14 protein-coding genes and 1 tRNA gene are annotated in these 19,924 nt (G+C 41.2%); 8 read left to right on the top strand and 7 right to left on the bottom strand.

What is annotated here, in order from left to right:
• The first annotated feature begins 112 nt into the window (after positions 1-112).
• The 5 genes from PY364_RS24105 to PY364_RS24085 all read left to right on the top strand — a co-directional run bounded on the left by PY364_RS24105 (position 113) and on the right by PY364_RS24085 (position 5,034).
• The gene (locus PY364_RS24105) at positions 113-592 is read left to right on the top strand and encodes a DUF4079 domain-containing protein (RefSeq protein ID WP_026103613.1); all 480 of its coding nucleotides are present in this window, start codon (positions 113-115) and stop codon (positions 590-592) included.
• 109 nt (positions 593-701) lie between these two features.
• Positions 702-3,185: a ComEC/Rec2 family competence protein gene (locus PY364_RS24100; RefSeq protein ID WP_275570241.1), complete on the top strand. Its 2,484-nt coding sequence runs from the start codon at positions 702-704 to the stop codon at positions 3,183-3,185.
• A 141-nt stretch (positions 3,186-3,326) separates the two neighbouring features.
• Positions 3,327-3,411: transfer RNA gene (locus tag PY364_RS24095), tRNA-Ser, on the top strand.
• Positions 3,412-3,683: 272 nt separating this feature from the next.
• Positions 3,684-4,316 carry a Uma2 family endonuclease gene (locus PY364_RS24090; RefSeq protein WP_275570240.1) on the top strand — a complete coding sequence of 211 codons (633 nt, stop codon included), beginning with the start codon at positions 3,684-3,686 and terminating at the stop codon, positions 4,314-4,316.
• Positions 4,317-4,395: 79 nt separating this feature from the next.
• Positions 4,396-5,034, top strand: a complete 639-nt coding sequence (locus tag PY364_RS24085) for a Uma2 family endonuclease (RefSeq protein WP_275570239.1) — start codon at positions 4,396-4,398, stop codon at positions 5,032-5,034.
• Between the two features lie 184 nt (positions 5,035-5,218).
• Here the strand turns inward: PY364_RS24085 and PY364_RS24080 are convergent, their stop codons facing one another.
• The 3 genes from PY364_RS24080 to PY364_RS24070 are packed head-to-tail and all read right to left on the bottom strand — an operon-like array spanning position 5,219 to position 8,120.
• On the bottom strand, positions 5,219-5,485 hold the full coding sequence (locus PY364_RS24080; RefSeq protein WP_275570238.1) for a hypothetical protein: 267 nt from the start codon (positions 5,483-5,485) through the stop codon (positions 5,219-5,221).
• The gene (gene dnaG, locus PY364_RS24075) at positions 5,473-7,497 is read right to left on the bottom strand and encodes a DNA primase (protein WP_275570237.1); all 2,025 of its coding nucleotides are present in this window, start codon (positions 7,495-7,497) and stop codon (positions 5,473-5,475) included. Before dnaG ends, PY364_RS24080 begins: the two co-directional genes overlap by 13 nt.
• Positions 7,498-7,541: 44 nt before the next feature.
• Positions 7,542-8,120 carry a phycobiliprotein lyase gene (locus PY364_RS24070; RefSeq protein ID WP_275570236.1) on the bottom strand — a complete coding sequence of 193 codons (579 nt, stop codon included), beginning with the start codon at positions 8,118-8,120 and terminating at the stop codon, positions 7,542-7,544.
• A gap of 334 nt (positions 8,121-8,454) precedes the next feature.
• Here PY364_RS24070 and PY364_RS24065 point away from each other — a divergent pair, with 334 nt between their 5' ends.
• Positions 8,455-10,689, top strand: coding sequence for a hypothetical protein (locus tag PY364_RS24065; RefSeq protein WP_275570235.1), 2,235 nt, complete (start codon positions 8,455-8,457; stop codon positions 10,687-10,689).
• Positions 10,690-10,740: 51 nt separating this feature from the next.
• Here the strand turns inward: PY364_RS24065 and priA are convergent, their stop codons facing one another.
• Positions 10,741-13,368, bottom strand: a complete 2,628-nt coding sequence (gene priA, locus PY364_RS24060; protein ID WP_275570234.1) for a primosomal protein N' — start codon at positions 13,366-13,368, stop codon at positions 10,741-10,743.
• A 183-nt stretch (positions 13,369-13,551) separates the two neighbouring features.
• Between priA and PY364_RS24055 the strand changes: the two genes are divergently transcribed.
• Positions 13,552-14,625: an RNA polymerase sigma factor, RpoD/SigA family gene (locus PY364_RS24055; protein WP_275570233.1), complete on the top strand. Its 1,074-nt coding sequence runs from the start codon at positions 13,552-13,554 to the stop codon at positions 14,623-14,625.
• Between the two features lie 209 nt (positions 14,626-14,834).
• On the opposite strand, the gene PY364_RS24050 is transcribed toward PY364_RS24055, so the two are convergent.
• From PY364_RS24050 to PY364_RS24040, 3 genes are all read right to left on the bottom strand, one after another.
• Positions 14,835-15,701 carry a class I SAM-dependent methyltransferase gene (locus PY364_RS24050; protein WP_275570232.1) on the bottom strand — a complete coding sequence of 289 codons (867 nt, stop codon included), beginning with the start codon at positions 15,699-15,701 and terminating at the stop codon, positions 14,835-14,837.
• A gap of 92 nt (positions 15,702-15,793) precedes the next feature.
• Positions 15,794-17,386 carry an ABC transporter substrate-binding protein/permease gene (locus tag PY364_RS24045; protein ID WP_275570231.1) on the bottom strand — a complete coding sequence of 531 codons (1,593 nt, stop codon included), beginning with the start codon at positions 17,384-17,386 and terminating at the stop codon, positions 15,794-15,796.
• A 1-nt stretch (position 17,387) separates the two neighbouring features.
• Complete coding sequence (locus tag PY364_RS24040) at positions 17,388-18,359, bottom strand: DMT family transporter (protein WP_275570230.1); 972 nt, start codon at positions 18,357-18,359, stop codon at positions 17,388-17,390.
• 789 nt (positions 18,360-19,148) lie between these two features.
• On the opposite strand from PY364_RS24040, the gene PY364_RS24035 reads away from it, so the two are divergent.
• Positions 19,149-19,922 carry a hypothetical protein gene (locus PY364_RS24035; protein ID WP_275570229.1) on the top strand — a complete coding sequence of 258 codons (774 nt, stop codon included), beginning with the start codon at positions 19,149-19,151 and terminating at the stop codon, positions 19,920-19,922.
• The last annotated feature ends 2 nt before the right edge of the window (positions 19,923-19,924 follow it).

Below are 19,924 nucleotides of genomic sequence, written 5' to 3'. Positions count from 1 at the left end.
CGGTATTTTTACCGCCCGGAGGGCGGCGTTACAAAAGTCTTAAACTGCTTGAACTAATAGACCATTAGCTGTAAAATATTTCAGAATAGCTAAGTTATGGAGTGTCGAGCAAATCGTGAATCTGAGTGAACTTTTAGAACCAATCGCCAGCCAATTCCGCAGCCTAGGAATTCCTGAACCTGTTACCCATTGGGGACATCCGCTGATGATGGGTATCGTTGTGTTTGTTATGGGTAGTTATGTCGGATTTTCAGGATGGCGAGGAAGATTGGTTGCTGATAAAGATGTGGCGATTAAAAGCCGCTCGGATCACCGCAAACTTGCACCTTGGATGTTTTTGTTCATGGCTTTAGGCTATACTGGGGGCTTGCTTTCGCTGGTGATGCAGCATCAGCCAGTAATGGAAAGCCCCCATTTTTGGACGGGTTCAGTTGTGCTGATTTTACTAGCTATTAATGCCGTGATTTCTTTAACAAATTTCGGTGGAAATCAAGTAACTCTCCGTGCTGTTCATGCTTATTTAGGAACTACGGCGCTTGCTCTTATGTTAGTCCATGCAGCGTTTGGTTTAAATCTCGGTTTGTCTATTTAGTTTGTTAATTGTTAGTTGTGGGTTGTTAGTTGTTGGTTGCCGATTTCAACTAACAATTACCAATTAGCAATTACCAATTACCAATTACTAATTACCAATTACTAATTATATGAATCAAGTAGTCGGTGTTATTATATGTTTAGCCTACATTTTGGGGTTACTGTTTACAGCAATTCCTTGGGGTGGATTCTTGATGCTAGCTTTGGGCGTAGCGGCAACTTTTGCTGTGCCTAAATTATTGCGAGATTATTATAAAAATTCAACCAGAAAACAAAAAACTAAAGGCGCAATAGATAATCCCCCCTCATTATTTGTTTTTCCTAAATGGCTGTGGTTGATAGCAGGAATTATCGGGTTTCTAGCTAGTATTTATTTACAAGTGCGCCTGCCAAAACCTGCAACTGATGACATCAGCAATTTAATTCCTGCTAATAGTAATGCTGAAGAGGTAGTCGTTACTATTCGCGGCACAGTTGCCAGCACCCCCCGCCTGACTCGCTCCGGGCGATCGCAATTCTGGCTAGAAACCACTCAAGTCAGCGAAATCAACGGTAGCAAAGGAGCCGCAGAGGTAAATCGCCCCGCGAGCGGCCAACTCTACGTTACAGTGCCTTTGCTTCAGACAACAGGAGTTTACCCCGGAGATGCGATCGAAGTCACCGGCGCTCTATATAAACCGCAACCGCCATCGAATCCGGGAGCCTTTGATTTTCGATCGTATTTAGCAAGAGAAGGGGCTTTTGCGGGCCTTAAAGGGCGACAAACGATCGCGATCGCAGAAACACAAAGCAAGTGGGGATGGTGGGCTTTACGGCAGCGAATCGTGCGATCGCAGCTACTCCATCTCGGCGTACCCGAAGGCCCTCTAGTCAGCGCGATCGCCCTCGGCAAACAAGCCGTAGATTTAGCTTACGACATCCGCGACTATTTCGTACAAGTTGGGTTAGCCCACGCGATCGCCGCTTCTGGTACTCAAGTCTCTATGGTTTTGGCTTTGGTACTGAGTTTAACCAGGCGTTTTTCCAAACAAATACAATTTATTTGTGGTGTCGGCGCTTTACTGTTGTTAGTGGGATTAACAGGTTTAGAACCTTCAGTAAGTCGTGCCGCTTTAATGGGATTTGGAACTTTATTAGCCTTGGTAATTCAAAGGCAAGTAAAGCCCATCGGTTTGTTATTATTAGCTGCTACAATTCTACTATTAATTAATCCTTTATGGATTTGGGATTTAGGCTTTCAACTAAGTTTTTTAGCAACCTTGGGATTGTTAGTTACTGCTCCGGCAATTATGAAATGGTTGGATTGGCTACCGCCTGCCATTGCTTCTATAATTGCCGTTCCTATCGCCTGCTCAATTTGGGTATTGCCCCTACAACTTTATATTTTTAATGTTGTATCACCTTACAGCATTTTAGTCAATATTATTGCCGCTCCTTTGCTATGGATAGTTAGTATTGGCGGTATGATTAGTGCTTTGGCGGCATTAATTTGGCCGCCAGCAGGAAGTGCTTTAGCTTCATTGCTGCACTATCCAGCAAAAGGGTTAATTGAGGTTGCTCAATATTTCTCCCAATTACCAGGAAACTCGGTAGCCGTAGGCACTCTGTCAGAATTACAGTTGATAGCACTCTATGGAATAATAGGCTTAGTTTGGTTTTTTGGAAGCAGGAAAGAAGAAGGAAGAAGGAAGAAGGAAGAAGGAAGAAGGAAGAAGGAAGAAGGAAGAAGGAAGAAGGGAAAAGGGAAGAAGGAAGAGAAAATCTCCCCTGCTCCTTCGTCCCCCCGCTTCCCTGCTATCCCGTTTTTACCTTTTGCTATTCTTACGGCTATTGGGATAGTAATTCTTCCTACTTGGCAAACTCAGGCATCTCTATTTCAAGCAACAGTGCTAGCGACATCTGGAGAGCCTGTTTTAGTGATTCAAGATCGGGGGCAAGTCACCCTAATTAACAGCGGTGATGAAAATACAGTAAGATTTACAGTCCTACCATTTTTGCAACAACAAGGTATTAATCAAGTTAATTTCGCGATCGCAGCTAATTCCCATTTAGGCTTGAGCAGTGGTTGGTCAAAATTAATCGAACGTTTGCCCATTAAAACATTTTATGATAATCCAGCTCCCCAAGAAACTTATTACACAAATAATCAACCATTTCTCAGCGCTATACAAAATCGTCAAGGAGTTTACTTACCTTTACAAATTAATCATAAAATTAACATCGGTTCCGCAGAATTACAGTTACTCAATGCTGAAGCACCCGTGATAGAATTAGTAATTAATGGGCAAACGTGGCTATTAGTAGGAGACATCGAATCCGAACCTCAAAAAAGATTAGTTGCAAGCGGAAATTTGAAGCCAGCTCAAGTGCTTTGGTGGTCGGGAGAAACTTTAACTGCTGAGTTATTGCAGGCGATCAAACCGCAAGTTGCGATCGCATCCGCCAATTCCCTCGATTCAGACGCAGCAACGCGGTTACACCAAGCTAATACCAAGATATTCTGGACAGGACGAGATGGTGCTCTCGTTTGGACACCGGCACAGGGGTTTAAGACAACCCTGGACTCTGACGGCGCAGACGCATCCTTGCTTTGAGCAAGGGATTGGAAGTTAAGTTAAGTTTGTCCAGAGAAGGATTAATCCTGTTTTTCCCAGAGGATTTACAAAAAGATTTGCAAATCGCCTGCAATAGCGGTATAATAGTTTATGATCTTAAATTAAGAACTCAAAAGCCTTGGAGAGGTGGCAGAGCGGTTGAATGCGGTAGACTCGAAATCTACTTTAGGGCGACCTAACGTGGGTTCAAATCCCACCCTCTCCGTTCAATTCAAACTAATAGTTAGAGAAGATATAACAAGTTATCTTAGCTTGTTTTGTTATATCTTATGGGGAAAATTGGGGAAGAATTGGGGAAGAATTGGGGAAGAGTAACAATGCGATCGGCTACGTACTTGTGATTGATATGTTCGGGTATCATTGGACTCTCCGGTAGTGATTCGCAGAGGATCGGGCGTATAACATTTACCCAGCAAGGCTTTTATCACTCTTGAATCCCTCAAGCGTCGGACGTAGATTTCTAGCAAGGTAAACACCATGACTCAAGCCCAAACTATAGCCACAACAGTCACGTTTGATCAGTTCGTTGCCTGGTATCCAGAGAACTCTGCCCACAAATACGAACTACACAAAGGAGTAATTGTTGAAATGCCAAAACCAACAGGCGAACATTCAGAACTTGGCGGTTATCTCAGTTTTGAGTTAACTCTTCTTTGTCGCAGCAATAAACTTCCTTACTTTCTTCCCAAGGAATGCGTAGTCAAGCACTTTCGCGATGAATCTGGTTACGAACCAGATGTTATCGTTTTGGATAGGCAAGCTGTAGCCAACGAACCGCGTTGGTCAAAAGAATCCGTCATTACAATAGGTTCGTCAGTTCGTTTGATTGTGGAAATAGTCAGTACCAATTGGCGTGATGACTACTTCACAAAAGCTAGGGATTATGAAGAAATGGGGATTCCCGAATACTGGATTGTGGACTATCGGGGTTTGGGTGGCAGACGGTTTATCGGCAATCCCAAACAACCCACTTTCTCAGTTTGCCAACTGGTTGATGGGGAGTATCAGGTCAAACAGTTTAGAGGTGATGACCGGGTTGAATCGGCTGCATTTCCAGAATTGCAATTAACAGCAGAACAGATTTTTTGCGCCGGCTTGCCTCTTCCGTGAGTCGAACTAGAAGAAACGAGATCGCAAAGTTAGCAAATTATCGTTTGATGTCTAGCAACTGAAGAGTAAAGGAGAAACCATGATTCAATCCCACACAAAAGCCAAAACAGTCACGTTTGATGAGTTCGTTGACTGGTATCCAGAGAACTCTACCCACAAATACGAATTACGTAACGGAGTAATCATTGAAATGCCTTTAGGAACTGGCGACCATTCCGACGTTACAGGCTTCATTACCTTAAAATTAGGAGTTGAAATTGACCGTCGCGAATTGCCTTACTCCATTCCTGGTGACTGCCTACTTAAACCAGAGCGCAACGAATCAGGTTATCAGCCCGATGTAATTGTCCTAGACCGAGCGCAACTCGCAAACGAACCGCGCTGGAAAAAAGAATCTATCATCACAATGGGGGCGACCGTGCGACTAGCTGTAGAGGTCGTAAGCACGAACTGGCAAGATGATTATCTGATGAAAGCGGGGGAGTACGAACTCATTGGCATTCCCGAATACTGGATTGTTGACTATCTTGGCTTAGGTGGCAGACGGTTTATCGGCAATCCCAAACAACCCACTTTCTCAGTTTGCCAACTGGTTGATGGGGAGTATCAGGTCAAACAGTTTAGAGGTGATGACCGGATTGAATCGGCTGCATTTCCAGAATTGCAACTGACGGCAGAACAGATTTTTCGCACCGGCTTGCCCCAAACGGTTGATTGAAAAATTGCGGCGATGCGATGGCGAAGCGCCGCGCCGTAGGCATCGCAGCGCCGACCTAACCACTAGGAGAAAATTGACAGATAATCAAGAACAAAAAACATCGTGGCACGCAGCAACAGACCCGGAAAGCTTTGCTACGATGGAGTTTGGGATATGAAGCTTCCTAATATTAAAGCGGTATCAATCATTTCTGTGTAGAATTTATTGGCTGCGATCGCACCCTGACATCATCACAAAGATGTTTATCCTCTTTTACACTGGGGTTATTCTTCAAATAATTGCCGGCCTTATCGCAGGCTTGTTCTAGCAGTTCATCTAAATCTAAGAAATTCCAAGCATATCCTTTACCATCTTTGAGATCAGCGATCGCTTTACCATCAGGGCTAAAACTTACATTAACTAATGAAGATTTAGGCTCAATATTGTAATTATATATTATTATACTATCCAAGGAACTGATACTAAATCATAAAAATTAACTTGTCGCAGCCGCTCTAATTCTTTAATCCATTCTTGTTCTGCCCAAAACTGTTGATAATATCTATCCGCCTGTTCGCGATGGGCAATTGCATCTGTTTTTTCCCACATATTCAAAGCAGCAACACGGCGTTTTTGAGTAGTGATTTGCTCGATATAAGCAATCGCAGCTCGAATTGCCAAGGGAGGTCGGAGAATGTGTTTCTCTGACATTTCATCTAAATGAAACAGGTGAGAAATTTGCTGTAGTTGCGTTGGAAATTCTAAATAATTATTTTGTAACTTTGATATTAACACAGATGCGTCTGCCTGTAAAGAATTTTCATCCAACATTTTTAAATTCAAAAGCTGGAGCCACAAAAATCGATGGTGAGACATACTAAACTGTAAACCTCGCGCTTCTATGGCTTCTATTACAGCTTGACGATGTTCGGAAGAGTGGATATAAATACGCAACAAAAAAGCCTCTGGTTGTTCTAAAACGCTACGTTCTCGCGGTTGAGACAAAGCTTCAGTTGAGGATTTATTCTCACTTGCAGCGCGGCGCGACCTGATTTGCCGACTTCCCTTGAGCTTATTTCTAATTAACGGTGGTAATGCTAAAGATTCATCTTGATTTAGTAATTTTGCCCAATAGGCTACCACCTGATTTAGCAGAGTTTCTGCCAAGAATTTTACTCTTGTTGCATCTCCTTTACTGAGAATTTGAGCGCATTCGTAATTATAATGAGCTAGTTGATTATCATCGGTAATTTTAGTTAATAACTTTACCATTTCTTGAGTAACTTTGCCGTACTGGTCGGCTTGTTTCAAATCGCAGTTAATGAGGAGATTTTGAATTTGCCAATCGAGCCACAGTGGTGCATTTAGCAGCAGTTCGCTATACTTATCAGCCGAATAAGTTTTGAGAAATTCATCTGCATCTTTGCCATCGGGAATATTGAGAATCCGCAGTTGTACTTCTCCCCGATAAGCAAGTTTTTCTATTTCTCCAATTGCTCGTTCCGCCGCTTGAGTACCCGCCTTATCCGCATCAAAGTTAAGCACAATTTGCTTAGATTCAGTATAGCGCAAAAGTTGCCGCACTTGGTCTAAGCTTAATGCTGTACCCAGGGAGGCTACAGCATTAGAAATGCCTGCTGCGTGGAGTGCGATCGCATCAAAATATCCCTCTACTACTACTGCTCGATCTTGTTTGCTAATAGCAGTCTTAGCCTTATCCAAAGCATATAAAGTTTTGCCTTTATCGAATAACTCAGTTTCGGGAGAATTGAGATATTTCGGCTGTTCGTCAGTCAGAGTTCGACCGCCAAAACCAATCGTTCGCCCTTGCAGATCGCAGATGGGAATCATCAGGCGATCGCGAAATCTATCATAATAACCATTCCCCCCCGATTTTCGTGGTAAAATTAATCCAGCTTGCTCTACTAACTGCAAAGGATAATGTTTTTGTTCCACCAAATAACTGTAAAGAGCTTCCCAACCAGACGGCGCATATCCTAATTGAAATTGTTGGATAGTTTCTTCACTCAACTTGCGCTCAACTTGCAGATATTCTAAGGCTTTCTGTCCTTGCGACTGTCGCAAAGCGTGCTCGTAAAAACTCGAAGCTAAAGCCAAAATTTCATACAATTGTTCTCGCAAAGAAATTTGGCGTTGCAATTCTTGCCGCTGTTCCGGTTCCAAGGTTTGTACTGGAACCTGATGTTGTCTGGCTAATTCTAAGACTACATCACTGAAAGAGCGCTTGCCAAATTCCATCAAAAATTTAAAGGCATTTCCCCCTGCACCGCAGCCGAAACAATAAAACATCTGCTTGCTTGGACTAACAGTAAAACTAGGGGATTTTTCATCGTGAAATGGACATAAACCTACGAAATCTTTGCCTCTTTTTCGGAGTACAACGTGAGTGGAAATGACATCTACTATGTCAGCCCTTTGTTTGACTTCCTCAATTGTATCGGGATGGAGGCGGGGAATTTGCATAGAGCATTTTTCATTTCAAAAGAATAAAAAAACAAAACCTTAATTCAGCTTCGAGTTTCTGCACTTGCAGTCTCCGCCGCCGGCTGAGTTACACCCATCCGAATTTCGGAACAAAAAGATGCTACAGTCATCCCAGAAGGCTCTGTGACAACACTGGTGCGTATCCGCAGATTAGGAATGAGATACCACAGACGTTCCTCAGCATAGAAACCTTCTGATTCACCAATTAGTGTTAGCACATCGTCTTCGCCTATAATGTAGCGAGTGGTGATGCTTGCGGCGAGTTTCCCTGACGAGGTTTTAGAGGCGGGGCCTGTACTTTGTAACAATTTACCTGTTTTGGGGTTCTCGGAATTGGGAATCGGTACTAGAACTGTAGAGCCATTCTTTTGATTTTTATCTGCGAGCGGATTCCAGGTAATGCGAACCCCTGCTAACGGCGCTGAAGCTGGGTTAAGCGAGTGTTCAGAGCAAAGTTTGATGACAGCGGGATCGCTTGTCGGTAGGATCTCAATCTTGAGCTCGGATTTGCCCGCCTGCAATTTCCCGGAAGTCAGATTGTGAAGAGTGCGCTGGGAAAACCATTTGCCTGCACTTTGCTCAAAAAATTCGATTATGTCCATGAATTCTCTTGTCTCGCGTCAATATTGGTCAATACTTTAATTTTAATTGTCTGGGGGTTGCATTTTCCTTTTTCCTGGTTCCTTCTCTCCTAGATCAGTAAATCCTCCTTTTCTTTCTGTTATAACTTCAACCATCTACCCCTACCATTAAAGCAAGTTTTTGTCAATATCTACAAAACTACCCGCGTCCCTCATAGCAATTAGCTTTTAAATATGTCATTCTAAACAAAGAGAAGAATTAGGATTTATACTATCCCCTAGGGTGCAGATCGCGTCAAGCAAAGCTATTGCTTTACCAAATCCCACAACATTTTTGAAATACCGCCGTAAAACTATGAGTGAGTTTAGAGAAACATTAGATAACTTATCCTTCGCAGAACAGCACGATCTTTTAGCCACTTTACCAAGTCAGCTAGCTGATGCTTGTGACACAGAAAAATTGCATCACTTGCTAACAAGCTACGATTTTATTGAAGCCAAGCTAGAAACCTTGGGAATACAACCGCTAATTGAAGATTACAACCTAGTTAGTAATCTGAGTATTTCCCCTGATGACCCTAAAGCCCAAACTCTGAAATTAATTCAAGATACACTTCGACTTTCAGCCCACATTATCTCTAAAGATACCACACAATTAGCCGGACAACTAATCGGGCGCTTATTGTCTTTTCCAAACCCAGAAATTCAGGTATTACTCGAAGAAGCAAAACAGCAAAAAAATCCTTGGTTACAACCATTAACCCCTAGCTTTACACCTCCCGGAGGCAGACTGCGGCGCACCCTCATCGGACATACAGACTGGGTACAAGCAGTAGCGGTTACACCCGATGGCAAAAAGGCAATTTCCGCTTCCTCCGACCATACTCTCAAAGTTTGGAACCTCACCACCGGCGAAGAAATTTTTACTCTCAAAGGTCATCTAACTTATGTCAATGCTGTCGCAGTCACCCCCGACGGTACGAAAGTAATTTCCGGTTCCTGGGACAACACTATTAAAATCTGGGATTTAGAAACCGGGCAAAAAATTTTCACATTTAGAGGCGATACTTTTGCCGTAGAAGCAGTAGCAGTCACCCCCGATGGTCAAAGGGTAATTTCTGGTTCCTGGGACGGTACTATCAAAGTCTGGAATTTAGAAACTGGACAGGTAATTTTCAACCTCAAAGGTCATACCAGTTTTGTCCAAACTGTAGCAGTTACTCCCGACGGTAAACGCCTCATTTCTGGGTCTGGCGACCACCACCTCAAAGTCTGGAATTTAGAAACAGGAAAAGAACTTTTTACTCTCACAGGTCATGGAGACTGGGTAAAAACTGTAGCTGTTACGAATGATGGCAGTTGCGTGATTTCTGGTTCCTATGATAAGACTATCAAAGTTTGGAATTTGGTAACAAAAGAAGAACTTTTTACTCTTAGAGGTCATACTAGCTTTGTGCAATCTGTAGCAGTATCACTCGACGATAAGCAATTAATTTCTGGGTCTGGTGACAAAACTATCAAGGTTTGGGATTTGGAAAAAAAGGCAGAAGTTTTTACCTTTATCAATCATATTGCCCCAGTCAATGCTGTTGCCGTACTCCCCGATGGTAAGCAGATAATTTCTGCTTCATCTGACAAAACTCTTAAGATTTGGAATCTGGAAACTGGAGATGAAAATTCATTTTTTGTAGGCCATCTAGACTGGGTAAATACTGTTGCTATTACCCCTGATAGCCAGCGAGTTATTTCCGGTTCTGGTGATAATAATATGAAAGTTTGGGATTTAAAAACAAAAGCTGAAATTCTCACGATTGCAGGCCATGAAGACTGGGTTAAATCTGTTGCTGTCACTCCTGATAGCAAGCTATTAGTTTCCGCTTCGGGTGACAAAACAATTAAAGTTTGGAACTTGGAAAATGGAGAAAAAATTTACACTTTTACAGGTCATGAAGACTGGGTAAATTCTGTTGCTATCACTCCCGATGGTAAGCGAGTAGTTTCTGGTTCTGGGGACAAAACTATTAAATTATGGGATTTGGAAACAGGAAAAGAAATTTTAACTATTGTAGGTCATACAGATGGGGTAAAAGCTGTAGCTGTCACCCTTGACGGTAAGCGGTTAATTTCAGGTTCAGGAGATCATACTCTCAAGATTTGGAGTCTGGAAACTGGAGAAAATATTTTCACTTCAGTCTGGAATTTAGTCACGGGCAATAAATTTTTTACTCTCCTAGGTCATACCAGTTTTGTCAATACTGTAGCAGTCACACCCGATAGCAAATGGGCAATTTCTGGTTCGCGGGAAAGTACGATTAAAGTTTGGGATTTAGGAGGGAGAAAAGAGCTTTTTACGCTTATAGGTCATACTGATGCGGTGACATCTATCGCCGTCACAGGGAAACGGTTAGTTTCTGCTTCTGATGATAATACTCTCAAAGTTTGGGATTTATCAAATAGGGAAGTTATTGCTAGTTTTACGGGAGATAGTGCTTTAAAATGCTGTGCTATTGCCCCTGATGGGGTGACAGTTGTAGCGGGGGAAGCGTCGGGGAGATTGCATTTTTTAAAGTTTGAACAGGAAATAAATTGATACTTTTTAGTTGTATAGCAACTGCCAGGGCGATTAAGGCAACTCCAACCATTACCCTAAATTTAGAGGATCGACATCAATTGTTAAACTCACAGAAGGAGGGGTGTACTCGCGCAACCTCGCTAATGGCAATTCTATTGAGGCATTCACTGCAAATTTGAGCAAAATATGCCATCGATAACGATTAGCTACTCGCATAATCGGCGCAGGCGCAGGCCCTAACAATTCATAGGTGTTTTCCCGATTTATCGAATTTAGTAACGATGCCAAATTCATAGCAGTTTGCTCAACTTCAGCACTATTATACCCGCTTAAGCGCAATAAAATCAACCGCCCACTGGGAGGATAATTTAACTGCGCTCGTTCTTGCAATTCTGCTGCAATAAATGATTCGATTTCGTGACGACGGACTGCTTGAATTACTGGATGTTGGGGGGTGTAAGTTTGTATAATTACTCGTCCGGGGTCATCGCCGCGTCCTGCACGACCTGCTACTTGAGTTAGAATTTGAAAGGCTCTTTCATTGGCTCGATAATCGGAGAAATGGAGCAATCCGTCAGCAGAGACAACTCCTACTAAGGTGACTTGAGCTAAATCTAATCCTTTGGTTAACATTTGAGTACCCAGTAAAATTTCTGCTTCTCTATTTGCAAATTTTGTTAATAGTATGCGGTGAGCATCTTTAGTTTGGGTAGTATCGCTGTCAAAGCGAATAACGCGCAATTCTGGAAATAATCTAGTTAATTCTTGTTCGACTCGCTGAGTACCGCTACCAAAGTTTTTAAAGTAGGGAGAACTACAGTCTGGACAGTTTCGAGGTTGTATTTCGCTGTGGTTACAGTAATGACAACGCAATATTTGTGCTGCTCCTTCACGGACGTTATGATAAGATAGAGAAACATCACAATTCGGGCATTCCATTACGTAGCCACAACTGCGACAAGAGACAAAAGTGCTGTATCCTCTGCGGTGAATAAATAGGATACCTTGCTGTTGATTCTCTTGGAGTTCTTGTAAGGCATTTTGAAGTGGTAAGCTGAAAATTGAGCGGTTGCCCACCCGCAATTCTTGCCGCATATCAACTATTTCAATTGGTGGCATGGGACGGGCGTAAATACGTTCTGGGAGTGAGAGATAATGGGTAATTGGTAATGGGTAATTGGTTATTGATGACGGGTAATTCTCTACATTTGAAAGCGATGATAAATAGTCTTTTATAGAATATTCTTTGGGGCGAGTTTCTACCCAGGTTTCTAGGGAAGGGGTGGCGGAACCTAAGATTAAAGGAAAATTTTCTAATTCGGCACGCCACTTAGCAACGGTGCGAGCATGATAGAGGGGAGGACGATCGTTTTGTTTGAAACTACTATCGTGTTCTTCATCTAAAATGATTAAGCCAAGGTGAGGTAAAGGAGCAAAAATGGCTGAACGAGTACCGATGACAATTTGAGGGATTCCTTGGGTCATGTAACGCCAAGTGTCGAAACGTTCGCCTTCGGAAAGGGCGCTGTGATAGACGCAAACTCGATCGCCAAATCTGGCACGGAATCTATCAGTTAGTTGGGGTGTTAAACCGATTTCTGGAACTAGGACAAGGGCGGATTGACCTCGCTCTAAAATAGGGGCGATCGCTTGTAAATAAACTTCGGTTTTCCCGGAACCTGTGACACCATGTAGCAATACTTGGTTAAAGCCAGATAGATTGTTGATAACGGTTAATGCTTCTATTTGATATTGTGTGAGAGCTTTAGGTGTATCTTTGTTTTGTTCTATTCCTCTATTTAATCGTAATTGTTCTTTTTCTTCTATAAAGATACAACCTTGCTGTTCTAGTTTTTTGATGGTTGTGGTAGAAGTGCTACACATTTTAATCAAGTCGCTTAACCACATTTCGCCGCCTTGATTCCAGAGTATTTGCAATACTTCCCGTTGCCGATCGGTCAATTCATTTGACAAATCATTACCAATCAAGGTTACTGCTTGTTTCAGTTTAGGTTTTGGTGTTCTAGGGGGTTCTAAGTAACTAACTGCCCAGTTTCTTTGCAATAAATCTTTTACTCCTCGGCTTGCTCCTTTGATTTGTTCTCTGATATAATCCCAAGAGTAGGAATAATCGCCATTTTTTGAGGCTTGGAGCAGTTTTAAAACTTGCAGTGCGGATGGATTGAGGAAAATTTCGACATCGCTGGTAATGAGATCGGGAAGTAAACGGATGCGACGCTGCGATCGCCTCAGCAATCCAGGGGGCAATGATGTCCGAATTACTTGAATCAAATCTGTGCAATAATAAGTAGCAATTCGATTTAGTAATTCTCGGTAAGTAGGGGATAAAAATCCCTTGCTAACTATATCTTCAACATTTTTAACTCGATTTTGTGGTAAATTAGAGGGAAGTTCATCAAGGTCGCGAATGGCGATCGCTCTCAACTGTTGATGGCCAAAGGGTACACTTAAAATATCTCCCGGTTCCACATTCAAATCTGGAGGGAGTCGATAGGTGTAAAGTTTATCTTCCTTTTGCTCTTCTGGATTGTTTTCTGACACCTCGAAGGGTAAATCAACTAGCACTTCGATCCATCTTTCCCTCCTTGGGGGGCGATCGCGATCGCCACCAGTGCTGTAAGATACACCAGCTTGGGCTACAATCGGGGATGATAGACCAAAAGTAATAGTAGACATAGCTTTGCGTGTCCTAAACTAGAAGAAGCTACACTCAAAAGTAGAGTGTTCTCATTTTCCATCACTCTATAATGTAAAGGTAGAAGGCAAGCACCATCGGTTAAACGATGGATTTAGAGACTCATCAATTAAATTGCCCCTAAAACCGCTCTGAAGTAAACCCCACCGAAAGCGATCGCTAATATGGCAGAATTTGACTTAGGCAGTATTGCGGTGGCAGCAGAAGCCTCATTCACTCAAATTCCAGAGCATGAGGATGCCCAAATTCACTATCCAACTACAACTCGAACCTCGGAATATAGCAAAGTTTCAGACGATTCGGTGGGGGCCTTATTTAAGGAAATGGCCCGCTATCCCCTTCTTAAACCCAGCGAAGAAGTGGAATTAGCCCGCCGCATTCAAGAATTGGTAGCCCTAGAAGCATTACAACAGAGTTTACAGGAAAATTTGGGTCGAGTTCCCACTTCAGAAGAAGTCGCCGCCGCAGCTTCCTTGAGCGAAGCTCAACTGCAACAGCGCCTCCATTTAGGGCGTGCCGCAAAGCGGAAGATGATTAGCTCAAATTTGCGGTTAGTAGTATCAATCGCCAAGCGCTATCTCAATCGCGGCGTGCCATTTCTCGATTTAATTCAGGAAGGCGCTTTAGGTTTGAACCGCGCCACAGAAAAATTCGATCCCTCAAAAGGCTATAAATTTTCTACCTATGCCTATTGGTGGATTCGCCAAGGAATTACGCGGACAATTGCCAATCAAGGGCGCACGATTCGATTGCCAGTTCATATTGTAGAACAGCTTAACAAACTTAAAAGAGCTTATCGGGAATTGAAGCGATCCTTACAGCGTCACCCCACAGAAAAAGAACTAGCAGAAGCACTTTTAATTACTCCCGAACATTTGCGCGAGCTCCAACAAGTGCGCCGCAAATCGCTTTCTCTGAACCACCGCATCGGAGTAGAAGAAAGTTCGGAATTAATGGATATTCTGGAAGATAGCGAAACGCAATCTCCCGAAGAACAGATGAATGAGATGATGATGCGGCAGGATATTTTAGAGGTTTTGGAGAGTATTTTAACGGAGCGGGAAAAAGATATTGTTGCTCTTCGTTACGGTTTACTGACGGGGGAACCTCACACTTTGGAAGAAGTTAGTAGTATGTTCAATCTCTCGCGGGAAAGGGTGCGACAAATTCAAAATAAAGCAATGCGAAAGCTGCGGCGGCCACAGGTAGCTGAACGCTTGAAAGGATGGCTGCGTTAGGAATTAGTAATTGAGAATTAAAAAGGTATGTAGTTGCGCTTCAGCGCTCAAAAGCAATTATATCAGCTTTAACGCCGCTCTCACTTGCGGTTAAGATACCGCTGAGACGGTGGCGTTATGGATATTTGTCCTAACCACCTTGGCGGTTGCTATAACTAAATTTTTCTTCCCTTTCTTCCTTCTTCCTTCTTCCTTCTTCCTTCTTCCTTCTACTTAGTTCCAATTGACATAAATTCCACCATTAAATAAGAAAAGTCTGCTCTATCTAGAATATATTCACTTGAATTTGAATCAAAAAAAGATTCAAGTTGAGAAACCTCTGACTTGGTTAAGTAAGGAAAAGCCGTTTTTATAAACCACTGACTCTCTTGAGTAATGTAGTTTTTTTGATGGGATGATAAAGGTGAAAACAACTGAACCGGGTAAGGTATTGTGACAATATTTTTTAGCTCAGCATCCAAAAATAATGTACGTAACTTGCGAGCCACATATTCATCATAATAATCTTCCAATGGTCTCTCCGATAAGGCTTGAGCTACAGCATTTTTAAGTTTTAACCACAATTCACAAGGAATTGGATAAAGAATAATTGTTTCTCCATCATATTCTTTAGACGCAATTCTTCCCCCTTTTTTAGCAACGCGCTTTTGTTCTTTCAAAAGCTTTTCTTTCATGGGATCGGGGAAATACATCAAACTATTACTGCAAAAAACCAGATCGAATGTTTCATCTGGATAGGGCATATTAAAAAAATCAGCTTGGCAGTATTCTATAATCTCTTTATAGGGAGAGTTTTCTAAGTTATTTTGGGCATAAGTAATGGCATCTATCGAATACTCAATGCCGATAATCCGACCATTTGGAGCTACTTTTTCACCCAAAAGATTTGACCATAAACCCGGCCCAGAACCTACATCTAATACCGTGTCGCCTGGTTTTAAATCTAAATCTTTAACCATTTGATGGCGGTATTTTTCTTTAGCTTTATAATGATCGACAAGCCATCGCGTACTAGACATTATCAATCCGGTATCTGCTTTATTCTTAAAATCTTCAGGAGAATTTTCTGCTTTCATTGTTAATTCCTCAAGGTTCAATAAATTATGTTCTTCTACTTACTAAGAATAAGTGTATCATATTTCCTTCCTCCTTCTTACTTCTTCCTTCATCAATTACTGCGGCGTAATCTAGATTCAAGTCTAGAACCTAACCAGGTTAGTCCCATTACCATCACATAATAAATCAGACCTGCCAATAATAAAGGTTCAAAATAGATATACTTTTCTGCTCCTACAATTTGAGCGCGACGCAGCACATCTACCACACCAATTGTTGACACCAATGATGAGTCCTTAAGTAAGGCAATAGTTTCATTTACTAAAGAAGGCAAAACATTTTTAACTGCCTGGGGTAAAATAATATCCTTCATCATAGGTATGTAGGCAATTCCTAAAGATAAAGAAGCTTCTTTCTGCCCTTTATCTACTGCTAGAATACCACCTCGAATCGCTTCCGAAATGTAAGCACCTGAATTGAGAGTAAAAGTAACCACGCCTGCTAATAGTGCAGGCATATCATAACCAGTTAATTGAGGTGTTGCATAGTAAACTAAAGCAATTTGTAATAATAGGGGTGTACCTCGAAATATAGAAGTATAACCATTGGCCAATAAAAGTAACGGCTTAATTGTTGAAATTTTACATAAGGCTAAAACTACTCCCCAAATAAGTCCAAAAAATGTTGAGAGCAAAGTAAATTGCAATGTTACTAATATTCCTTCTAAAATAAAAGGAATACTAGGAACTATCTGACCAAAGGACAAGAAAGATTTTTTAGACTCTGGCACTGGCTGGTTTGTATCAGTATTAGTTGTACTAACTACCGACGAAGCGTCAAACCATTTTTTTACCAATTTCTCTATCTTTCCGCTCTCTTTCATTTCTTTAAGAACGGGATTAAATTGATTGACTAGGGAAGAACCTTTAGGAAAAACTACCGCTGAACCAGTTTCTTCCGCATCACTAGGAATGATAGTAAATTCCAAATCGTCATTGCTGGTAATAAATCCTTTGGCAATTGTATCCTCCATAATCGCAGCATCAATTTTACCAGACTTAATTCCTTCAACTATCTCACCTGTTTTATTCAGGAACATAACCTGAACTTTTCCTAATTTCTTCGTTGCTTCTGCTTGAATAGACCCTAATTGAACACCAAGTTTTTTCCCTGCTAAATCTTTAGGTGTTTTCAAGTTGTGCCCTTTTTTGGCAACAATAGTATTTTTGCCTTCGTAGTAAATATCAGAAAAATCTACATTTTTTTTGCGTTCCGCAGTGGGGGTCATCCCTGCCATCGCGAAGTCTGCTTTACCCAACTGTAATGCTGGAATCACCCCGCTGTAATCTATATCTCTGATTTCCAGTTGATATCCTAATTTTTGGGAAATGTATTTGGCAATTTCTATGTCAAAACCAATAATTTCATCTTTGCCACTGGCAGTATTCCTAAATTCATAGGGTGGATAGTCTGCTGAAGTAACCATGATTAAATTTTTCCCCGTTTTTGATTGACCAATTACAGGGTAAGGTGAAAAGTTATTTAATGTAAAAGTAAGGGCTAGTGCTGCCAGAAACAGGAAAGGAATTAGTTTGCTTTTTTTGAAGTTTTTGACTATCTTTGTCATAGAAAATAAGGGAATATTATGATTATCCCTGTAATTACTAAACTTTCTCTCTCGCTCCTTAAAGATTCTTAATTTCATCTTAATTTTTAACAACTTCACCCGATTTAACAACTTCGCCGGATTGAGCAAGGTAAATACCCACTAAAACAATGGCATAAGCTATACAATTAAGGACAGTTAACTGTTCTTGAAAAATGAACCAAGCAAGGATAGCTGTAATTATCGGTTGTAGTAACATGAACAGAGAAACAAACGCTGAGGAAAATTGTTTCAGTTGATAGATAAAAATTACAGAAGCAATTACTTGGCAAAGAATACTGAGAGAAATGACATCGACCCACCCCAAAAGTGAAGTGGGAAAAAGTTGATTTTCAAAAAAGAGTACAACTGGAAGAAGTATGATACTTGAAAGGATACAATACCATAGTGATATGGTCAGGGCTGAAAATTGGGAGCGGAGTTTCTCTATAGTTAAAAAGTAACCCGCGTAGACAATAGCAGAGAACAAGGCCCAGGCATCACCTACAAAGTTTTCTGGAGAAATTTGTAAATCTTCAATTCCAACTACAATCACGCCACATAAAGCAATAGTCATTCCCAGAATAAACTTACGATCGAAGCGTTGACCTAAAAATAGCCATCCTCCAAGAACAGCAAAAACTGAGGGTAAATTATGGAGTAGATTAGAACTGGCAACTGTGGTTTGAGTTAAAGATACAGCCCAAGTAACTAAGCATACTTCTCCAAAAATAACTACTGCTAGGAGAATAAGTAGAGTAGTAATCGTAATTGGTTCTGAGTCTTTTTTCGCTGACAAATCCTTAGATTTGCTGTCTAATAATACTTTAATTCCTTGCCAGAATAGGAAAATTACACTAGCTATCAGTTCACGATTGAAAACTGTCGCATTCGGGCCTAGCTCGTTTTCGCTCAATCTCGTAAAGATTGGATCTAATGATACCAGGAATACTGCTATCAATAACAAAAGCAAATCCAAAACAACTGGATTTGACTTTAATTGAGCTTGTGAATTATCAAGAACATTAGTCATTTAAGTTTGAAGAATTTAGAAGGGTTCTGGTTTATGAGAAAAGCTTGACTATATTATTAGTGAGGAGTATTTTACCTTTCATAATATTTTTTGTACTGGTCTAAGTGAGAATTGAGTCTATATTCATTCATTTGCTTTATTCTCATAATTGATTCTACGTAATCTGATAAATTTATGTTTTATTTTTTAGTCATGAGAACCTGATAATTTGAACCGATCAATACATTACCATAGATAGCTCACATTTCGCAACAGGGCGATCGCATCTAAATTATGAGTAACCGAGTCCTAGTGAAAGACTCCTCCTATCCTAGGGAGGTCTAAGGCAATTACTCTGGCAAGTCGAAGCTAATAACTTGACAAAATACTATTTATGTGATTTACGGCTAAACTAGCATTGTTCCCTTAAGCTCACGATATATAAGTAAACAAGACATACTATTTATTTGTAATAAGCATAGATTATCAAGCTTGTTAAAAATATGTCAATTTATTGACAATTAAATTCTCAGATCGTAACCTCTAGCTCAAAAAGCAATCCGGGAAGATCCTCACCCCTTGAAGATCGGAATAAATTCCTTGAGTTAAATATGATTATTTTGCGTAAAGAGCGAACTTTATTTTCAAACAGAACCATTGACAATATCATAAATTTGTTCTAGCAACCAGTTACTTAGTCTCAAGCTATCAATGCGTCAACAAATATTAAAAAATGTTGAGGATAGACCACAATAAAGAGAAACCTGCCATACTTGCAAAAGTAATCTATTAATTTATTTACACACTCAAATGACCACAGTTCAAATAGTCAATACCTGGGAACAGGAAATTCAAGACAACATCGAGAGTAATTTCTCTCCAGAATCTTTACCATTGCTTCATCAAAAGTTTAAGCGGGAGGGATTTATCAAAATTCCCGAAGTCATGCCTCGCAAGATTCGCCAACTGATGAAGGAAGAAGCTCTAAGGCTCTTGGATCTACACGCTGAGCGTCGCGATCTTAAGCTCGCAACCACAGCCAATACTCCCAGAAAAATGAGTGTTGTCACCAGCGAAACTATTGCCGAAAACAGTGAGTTTGTTAACACGATATACCGCTCAAAATCACTGATCGAGTTTCTGGAAAAACTTGCTGGCGAACCTTTCTTGGCTTGCCCATCAAAAGACGAAGAATTTTTGATTACCCGGCATGAAAAGAGTGGCGATACTCACGGATGGCACTGGGGAGATTATCGTTTTGCTCTGATTTGGATTCTGGAAACCCCACCGATTGAATACGGTGGTATGTTGCAATGCGTTCCTCATACCGTTTGGGACAAATCTAATCCCAGGATTCATGAGTATTTGTGCGAGAATTTCATCCGTACCTATGGTTTTGTCAGTGGTGACATCTACCTGTTAAAGTCGGATACAACCCTTCATCGTACAGTCCCACTAAATCGTGATGCTACTCGCATTATCATCAACATGACTTGGGGATGCCTTGATGACGAGAAAAGGACTCTCAAAGACAACGATCGTTGGTGGGCAGAAAAGGAAGTAGAAGCAGGTGTCTATAGCTAAAA

Source organism: Kamptonema sp. UHCC 0994 (genome assembly GCF_029167235.1).
Classification (GTDB): Bacteria; Cyanobacteriota; Cyanobacteriia; order Cyanobacteriales; family Microcoleaceae; genus Kamptonema.
This window is presented reverse-complemented; position numbering and strand designations above follow the sequence as displayed.

What these genes read in the sequence shown, in the direction of transcription:
- PY364_RS24085 (WP_275570239.1), top strand. Translation starts at nt 4,396, where the DNA reads ATGATTCAATCCCACACAAAAGCCAAAACAGTCACGTTTGATGAGTTC.
- PY364_RS24070 (WP_275570236.1), bottom strand. Translation starts at nt 8,120, where the DNA reads ATGGACATAATCGAATTTTTTGAGCAAAGTGCAGGCAAATGGTTTTCC.
- PY364_RS24035 (WP_275570229.1), top strand. Translation starts at nt 19,149, where the DNA reads ATGACCACAGTTCAAATAGTCAATACCTGGGAACAGGAAATTCAAGAC.
- PY364_RS24045 (WP_275570231.1), bottom strand. Translation starts at nt 17,386, where the DNA reads ATGAAATTAAGAATCTTTAAGGAGCGAGAGAGAAAGTTTAGTAATTAC.
- PY364_RS24050 (WP_275570232.1), bottom strand. Translation starts at nt 15,701, where the DNA reads ATGAAAGCAGAAAATTCTCCTGAAGATTTTAAGAATAAAGCAGATACC.
- PY364_RS24100 (WP_275570241.1), top strand. Translation starts at nt 702, where the DNA reads ATGAATCAAGTAGTCGGTGTTATTATATGTTTAGCCTACATTTTGGGG.
- PY364_RS24065 (WP_275570235.1), top strand. Translation starts at nt 8,455, where the DNA reads ATGAGTGAGTTTAGAGAAACATTAGATAACTTATCCTTCGCAGAACAG.
- dnaG (WP_275570237.1), bottom strand. Translation starts at nt 7,497, where the DNA reads ATGCAAATTCCCCGCCTCCATCCCGATACAATTGAGGAAGTCAAACAA.
- PY364_RS24040 (WP_275570230.1), bottom strand. Translation starts at nt 18,359, where the DNA reads ATGACTAATGTTCTTGATAATTCACAAGCTCAATTAAAGTCAAATCCA.
- priA (WP_275570234.1), bottom strand. Translation starts at nt 13,368, where the DNA reads ATGTCTACTATTACTTTTGGTCTATCATCCCCGATTGTAGCCCAAGCT.
- PY364_RS24090 (WP_275570240.1), top strand. Translation starts at nt 3,684, where the DNA reads ATGACTCAAGCCCAAACTATAGCCACAACAGTCACGTTTGATCAGTTC.
- PY364_RS24055 (WP_275570233.1), top strand. Translation starts at nt 13,552, where the DNA reads ATGGCAGAATTTGACTTAGGCAGTATTGCGGTGGCAGCAGAAGCCTCA.